This window comes from Streptomyces sp. NPDC005492 (genome assembly GCF_040605995.1).
Taxonomy (GTDB): domain Bacteria; phylum Actinomycetota; class Actinomycetes; order Streptomycetales; family Streptomycetaceae; genus Streptomyces.
The window spans coordinates 156,770-162,769 of sequence record NZ_JBEXDX010000020.1 but is presented as its reverse complement, the minus strand read 5'-3'; the positions used below and the strand labels follow the sequence as shown (position 1 = coordinate 162,769).

The following is a 6,000-nucleotide window of genomic DNA, read 5'->3' as shown; positions in this document are numbered from 1 at the left end:
CGCCGACGGTACCGGGACAAGATGCACACCTGCCTCGACGTCCTGGCGCAGATGCTGCGCGAGTCCGGCTTCGAGAGCGAGCGGCCGCAGGTCGGCCTTGAGATCGAGCTCAACCTGGTGGGCGAGGACGGGCTCCCGGTCATGCGGAACACCGAGGTGCTCCAGGCGATCGCCGATCCCGCCTGGTCGAGCGAGCTGGGCCGTTTCAACCTGGAGATCAACATCCCGCCCCGCCGCCTGCTGTCCGGCGGCCCCGGCTCCTGGGAGCAGGAGATCCGCGACGCCCTCAACCACGCCGAGGAACGTGCCTCGGCGGTCGGCGCGCATCTGATCATGGTGGGCATCCTGCCGACGCTGGGCGAGGCGGACGTCGGCGAGACCGCCCTGTCCGGCGACCCGCGCTACCGGCTGCTCAACGAGCAGATCTTCGCGGCTCGCGGCGAGGACCTGCGCATCACGCTGGACGGCGTGGACCGGCTCGCGATGTATGCCGACGCCATCACCCCCGAGGCCGCCTGCACCAGCACGCAGTTCCATCTCCAGGTCGCCCCCAAGGAGTTCGCGGACTACTGGAACGCGGCACAGGCCGTCGCGGGCGTACAGATCGCCCTCGCGGCCAACTCGCCGTTCCTCTTCGGCAGGGAGCTGTGGCGCGAGACCCGTATCCCCCTCTTCGAACAGGCCACCGACTCCCGGCCCCAGGAGATCAAGGCACAAGGGGTACGACCCCGGGTGTGGTTCGGGGAGCGCTGGATCACCAGCGTCTTCGACCTGTTCGAGGAGAACGTGCGCTATTTCCCCGCGCTCCTGCCGATCTGCGACGAGGAGGACCCACAGGAGGCGCTCGACGGCGGGGGCGTTCCGGAACTCGGCGAACTGACGCTGCACAACGGCACGATCTACCGCTGGAACCGCCCGATCTACGCCGTCACCGACAGTGGCCCGCACCTGCGCATCGAGAACCGGGTGCTGCCCGCCGGGCCCACCGTGGCCGACATCATCGCCAACGGCGCCTTCTACTACGGCCTGACCCGCGCCCTCGTCGACGAGGACCGCCCCGTGTGGACGCGGATGTCCTTCTCGGTCGCCGAGGAGAACCTGCACACCGCCGCCCGTGACGGCATCGACGCCCGCCTGTACTGGCCGGGGGTGGGCGAAGTACCGGTCACGGAACTGGTGTTGCGGCGGCTGCTGCCCCTCGCCCATCGGGGCCTGGAGCTGGCCGGGATGGACACGGAATGGCGCGAGCCCCTGCTGGGCGTCATCGAGCAGCGGTGTGTCACCGCCCGCAACGGCGCCCTGTGGCAGGCGGAGACGGTCCACCACCTGGAGAAGGCGGGCTGCGACCGCCAGGAGGCGCTGCGCCGGATGACGCTGACGTACATGGACTACATGCACCTCAACGCACCCGCGCACACCTGGCCCGTGGACTGATCACCGCCAGGTTGCGTCCAGGGAAGTGGTGTACGGGTTCGACGATCGCGGTGATGCGGTTGGTACTGCAGCAGCTTGCTCAGGAGACGCCAGCCCTTGAACGTGGCCATGGCCTGCTCGCCAACGCAGCGGATCTTGGCGTTGGTGGTGTCGTGACGTCAATGCCACCGCTTGAGGCGGCGCCCCTTGAAGGGAACTCGGCTGTTCCGGGCCGCGCCTTGGTATGCCTTATCGGCGTCAGCCTTGAGGCCGGCCTCGCCGAGGGCCTCGATGATGCCGTGCTCGCGGGCCGCCGCCTTCAGGTCGTGCCATCGCACCAGGCAGTGCGGGCGAGGCCCACAGCAATCTCCCGAATGGACCGGCCAGCACCTGAACGTTCATGTCATCGTGCCGCTTCTTGCCGGAGTAGTGGGGCGTGCCACTTTCAAGTTAGGGCAATGGTGTTGAGGCGGGCGCGCGTGAGTTCCACTCGCGTCCCTTGGACTGGTGGGCGGTAAGCCAGGTATCACCCGGTCGTTTGCGAGCCGGAGTTGTAGACGATTCAGGGCGCGAAGTGGCTTGCGTGTGAGTTGGGTTGTAGCGATTGCTTGAATGTGCGCAGCGAGACTGCGTGTCAGTCGATGCCACACGAAGGCCGGTTGGTCGCCGTACTTGAGGTCAGATATCGCGGACTGCAGGAAGGGTCGGAGCGTTGTCGCCAACACTTCCCTTTCCAGTGATGCTCCGGTGCCATCGGATCTCGCCTTCGTGCCATTCGTCGGTCGGTGTGAGCCCGGCGGCGACGGCAGCGGATGCCCGATGCTCGGGGTGGATGTGGGCGATGACGGTGTGCACCGGCTGCCGGCTGAGCCAGTCGACGAGTCCTTGGGCTGCTTCGGTAGCGATGCCTCTTCCCTGCCACGGGGTCCCCACCACCCAGGCGATCTCGGCGATGGGGCCGTGGCCGGAGGGGCGGACTGTCGCCTGGACGGTGCCCGTCAGACAGGACGTCTCACGCAGCAGGATCACCCAGTTCAGCCAGGACACGGCAGAATCGGGAGAGCCTGCCGTCATGCGCTGGTAGCGCGAGCGCAGGGCTTGCGGGGTGTCCGGAGCGCCGCCGATGAAGGTGTGCAGGGCCGAATCGGCCAGCACGGCAGCCATCTCCTCGGCGTGCTCGACGTGCAGCGGCGGCAGGTCGAGCCGCCTGGTGCTGATGGCCTGGGCCGCGAGGGTGCTCACGCCGTGACCGCCTCGGGGCGTTCGACGAGCTGGCCGCGTTCGAAGCTGGCTCCGGCGCGGACGAGGGCGACAAGGTGGGGTGCGTTCACGGCCCGCCACCGATGCTGGGCGGACTCGACGAGCTTGAAGACCATGGCCAGGGCGGCGCCGCGGGTGACCTTGGTCCGCAGCCGGACGGTGCGCAGACACTGACAGTCCGCCGGGTAATCGGTCCCCTCCACTCTGGGGTGAGCGCGTCGTGCCACCACGCGTGTCAGAGGGTTGTCGCCTGCCTCACCCCGGGCGGGAGTCTGGTCCGTGACTGGTCCGGGGGGCGGTCCTCGTTGAAGGTCAACCATCGACTTGAGGCAGCCTGTTGCTTACCTGGAGTGACTCCGGTGTCGGACTGCCTGGAGTGCAACGGCGCCTCCAGGCAACCGACTTCAGGCTCTAGAAGAACCCAAGTTTCTTCGGGCTGTATGAACAAAGAATGTTCTTGGTCTGCTGGTAGTGCTCCAGCATCATCTTGTGGTTCTCCCGGCCGATGCCGGACTGCTTGTAGCCGCCGAACGCCGCGTGCGCGGGGTACGCGTGGTAGCAGTTCGTCCACACCCGGCCCGCCTGGATCGCTCGGCCCGCGCGGTACGCCGTGTTGATGTCCCGGGTCCACACGCCGGCGCCGAGGCCGTACAGCGTGTCGTTGGCGATCTTGATCGCGTCGTCGAAGTCGTTGAACGACGTCACCGAGACCACCGGGCCGAAGATCTCCTCCTGGAAGATGCGCATCCGGTTGTCGCCCTCGAAGATCGTCGGCTGGACGTAGTAGCCGCCCTTCAACTCACCGTCGTAGTCGATGCGTTCGCCGCCCGTGAGGACCTTCGCGCCTTCCTGCCGGCCGATGTCCAGATAAGAGAGGATCTTCTCCAACTGGTCGTTGGAGGCCTGGGCGCCGATCATCGTGTCGGTGTCCAGGGGGTGCCCCGGCTTGATCAACTCCGTGCGGGCGACGGCCGCCTGGAGGAAGTCGGAGTAGTGGCCGCGCTGGACGAGCGCCCGGGACGGGCAGGTGCAGACCTCGCCCTGGTTGAGCGCGAACATCGTGAAGCCTTCGAGCGCCTTGTCGAGGAAGTCGTCGTGCGCCGCCGACACGTCGTCGAAGAAGATGTTCGGTGACTTGCCGCCCAGTTCCAGCGTGACCGGCTTGATGTTCTCGGAGGCGTACTGCATGATCAACCGCCCCGTGGTGGTCTCGCCGGTGAAGGCGACCTTCGCCACGCGGGGGCTGGACGCGAGCGGCTTGCCCGCCTCCACGCCGAAGCCGTTGACGATGTTCACCACGCCCGGCGGCAGCAGGTCCGCGATCAGGCTCATCCAGTAGTGGATGGACGCCGGGGTCTGCTCGGCGGGCTTGATGACGACCGCGTTGCCCGCCGCGAGGGCCGGGGCCAGCTTCCAAGTCGCCATCAGGATGGGGAAGTTCCACGGGATGATCTGGGCCACGACCCCGAGCGGCTCGTGGAAGTGGTACGCCACCGTGTCGTCGTCCACCTCGCCCAGCGAACCCTCCTGCGCGCGGATCGCCCCCGCGAAGTAGCGGAAGTGGTCGATGGCGAGCGGGATGTCGGCGGCCAGGGTCTCGCGGATCGGCTTGCCGTTCTCCCAGCTCTCCGCAACCGCGAGCGGTTCGAGGTTCGCCTCCATCCGGTCGGCGATCTTGAGCAGGATGTCGGACCGCTCGGTCACCGACGAACGGCCCCAGCCCGGTGCGGCCGCATGCGCCGCGTCCAGCGCCCGCTCCACGTCCTCCGCGGTGCCGCGCGCGATCTCCGTGAACGGCAGCCCGTTCACCGGGGACGGGTTCTCGAAGTACTGCCCGCGAGCCGGCGGCACGTACTCGCCGCCGATGAAGTGGTCGTAGCGCGACTGGTAGGAGACGATCGCGCCCTCGGTGCCGGGTGCCGTGTAACGGGTCATTCTGGTCTGCCTCCCGGAACAGCGCTGCCCGCCGTTGGACAGCTCTCGGCGCGAGGCTAAGGAGCAGGACGTTGCATCCACGTTGCGTTGCCTCGCGTGAAGGGGAGCGGGGTCGCCGCTGCCGTCAGCTCGGACTCCAACGCGGCGAGGCGGGAGCGCACCGGTGCCGTCGGTCGTACCGCCGCGAGCGCCCGCCATACGTCGAGGTCGTCCTCGCCCCACGGCGCGTGAGCCCAGTCCGCCAGCAGGTCAGGATCGCGGCGGGCGATCAGCGCCGCACGGAGGCCGTCCGCGAGGCGGGCCCGGAGCCTGACCACCGCCGGGGCCTGCGAACCGGGCAGCAACGGACCGCTGTAGGCCGTCGCCGCTCCCGTGACCGAACCCCCTTCCAGCCGCCGCTCGACGATAGCGACATCGGACTCCACCGGCATTGTGAGCCGGTAGGGGCGTGAGGCGAGCAGGTCGGGCCCCAACAGTCTGCGCAGCCGCGCCAGTTCGGCCCGCAGTGTCACCGGCGGAACCGACTCGTCCTCGTACAGCGCGCACAGCAGCTCGTCGCCGGTCAGCCCCTCGGGATGCCGGGCCAGCAGCACCATGATCTCGCTGTGCCGACGGCTCAGCCTCAACTTGCGCCCGTCGAGGCACAGTTGGGCCTCGTCCCGGCCGAGCGCGGTCAGCTCGGGACCGTCGGCGGGTGTGGACTCCGGGGTGAGCAGCGCCAGTTGGGACTCGGCGGCGCGTGCCACCGCCTGCACGAAGCCCAGGCTGTGCGGGTGCGCCAGCCCGTCCCCACCGGTGATGTCCACGGCACCGAGCACCCGCCCGGTGCGCGGATCGTGCACCGGAGCCGCCGCACACGTCCACGGCTGCACCCGCCGGATGAAGTGCTCGGCCGCGAACACCTGCACCGGACGGTCCACCGCGACCGCCGTGCCCGGCGCGTTCGTCCCGACCGCGCTCTCCGCCCAGCGCGCACCCGGCACGAAGTTCATCCGGCCGGCCTTCCGCCGGGTCGCCGGATGCCCCTCGACCCACAACAGCCTGCCCTGTGCGTCGCACACCGCCAGCAGATGCTCGCCGTCCGCCGCGAACGTGCCCACCAACTCCCTGATCAGCGGCATCACCCGAGCCAGCGGATGCTCCGCGCGATGGACACCGAGGTCACCGTCCGTCAACTCGACATCGGCCGTGCCCTCGGGACCGACGCCGGCCCGCGCGGAACGCCGCCAGGAATCGGCCACCACCGACCGCACCGGTCGCGGCACCGTGCCGGCGACGGCGAACGTCTCGTGCGCCCGGCGCAGCACCCGCACCCGCTCGGCAGGGTCGGCCCCCGGCTCCAGGGCCACCCATGGATCGGTCAACTCGGCCTCCCGGAAGGCGATACAGCGG

General features: G+C 69.1%; 4 protein-coding genes and 2 pseudogenes. 1 reads left to right on the top strand and 5 read right to left on the bottom strand.

Annotated features, from left to right (window positions below):
• A partial coding sequence (locus tag ABZT04_RS26130; RefSeq protein WP_356059402.1) for a glutamate--cysteine ligase occupies positions 1-1,434 on the top strand: 1,434 nt, incomplete at its 5' end.
• Here ABZT04_RS26130 and ABZT04_RS26125 read toward each other — a convergent pair.
• The 5 genes and pseudogenes from ABZT04_RS26125 to ABZT04_RS26105 all read right to left on the bottom strand — a co-directional run.
• A pseudogene (locus tag ABZT04_RS26125) lies at positions 1,400-1,848 on the bottom strand (transposase family protein); the annotation flags it as partial. The gene ABZT04_RS26130 and the pseudogene ABZT04_RS26125 sit on opposite strands and share 35 nt — an antisense overlap.
• A 243-nt stretch (positions 1,849-2,091) precedes the next feature.
• Positions 2,092-2,655, bottom strand: coding sequence for a GNAT family N-acetyltransferase (locus tag ABZT04_RS26120; RefSeq protein ID WP_356059401.1), 564 nt, complete (start codon positions 2,653-2,655; stop codon positions 2,092-2,094).
• Positions 2,652-2,834: pseudogene (locus tag ABZT04_RS26115) on the bottom strand (IS256 family transposase); the annotation flags it as partial. The gene ABZT04_RS26120 and the pseudogene ABZT04_RS26115, both read right to left, overlap by 4 nt.
• 250 nt (positions 2,835-3,084) lie before the next feature.
• Positions 3,085-4,608 (bottom strand): aldehyde dehydrogenase family protein, encoded by a 1,524-nt coding sequence (locus ABZT04_RS26110; RefSeq protein ID WP_356059400.1) that lies wholly within the window; start codon positions 4,606-4,608, stop codon positions 3,085-3,087.
• 56 nt (positions 4,609-4,664) lie between these two features.
• Positions 4,665-5,972, bottom strand: coding sequence for a GAF domain-containing protein (locus tag ABZT04_RS26105; RefSeq protein ID WP_356059399.1), 1,308 nt, complete (start codon positions 5,970-5,972; stop codon positions 4,665-4,667).
• Positions 5,973-6,000 lie beyond the last annotated feature (28 nt).

Excerpts from the sequence above, each read along its gene's own strand:
- ABZT04_RS26110 (WP_356059400.1), bottom strand. The coding sequence starts at position 4,608 with ATGACCCGTTACACGGCACCCGGCACCGAGGGCGCGATCGTCTCCTAC.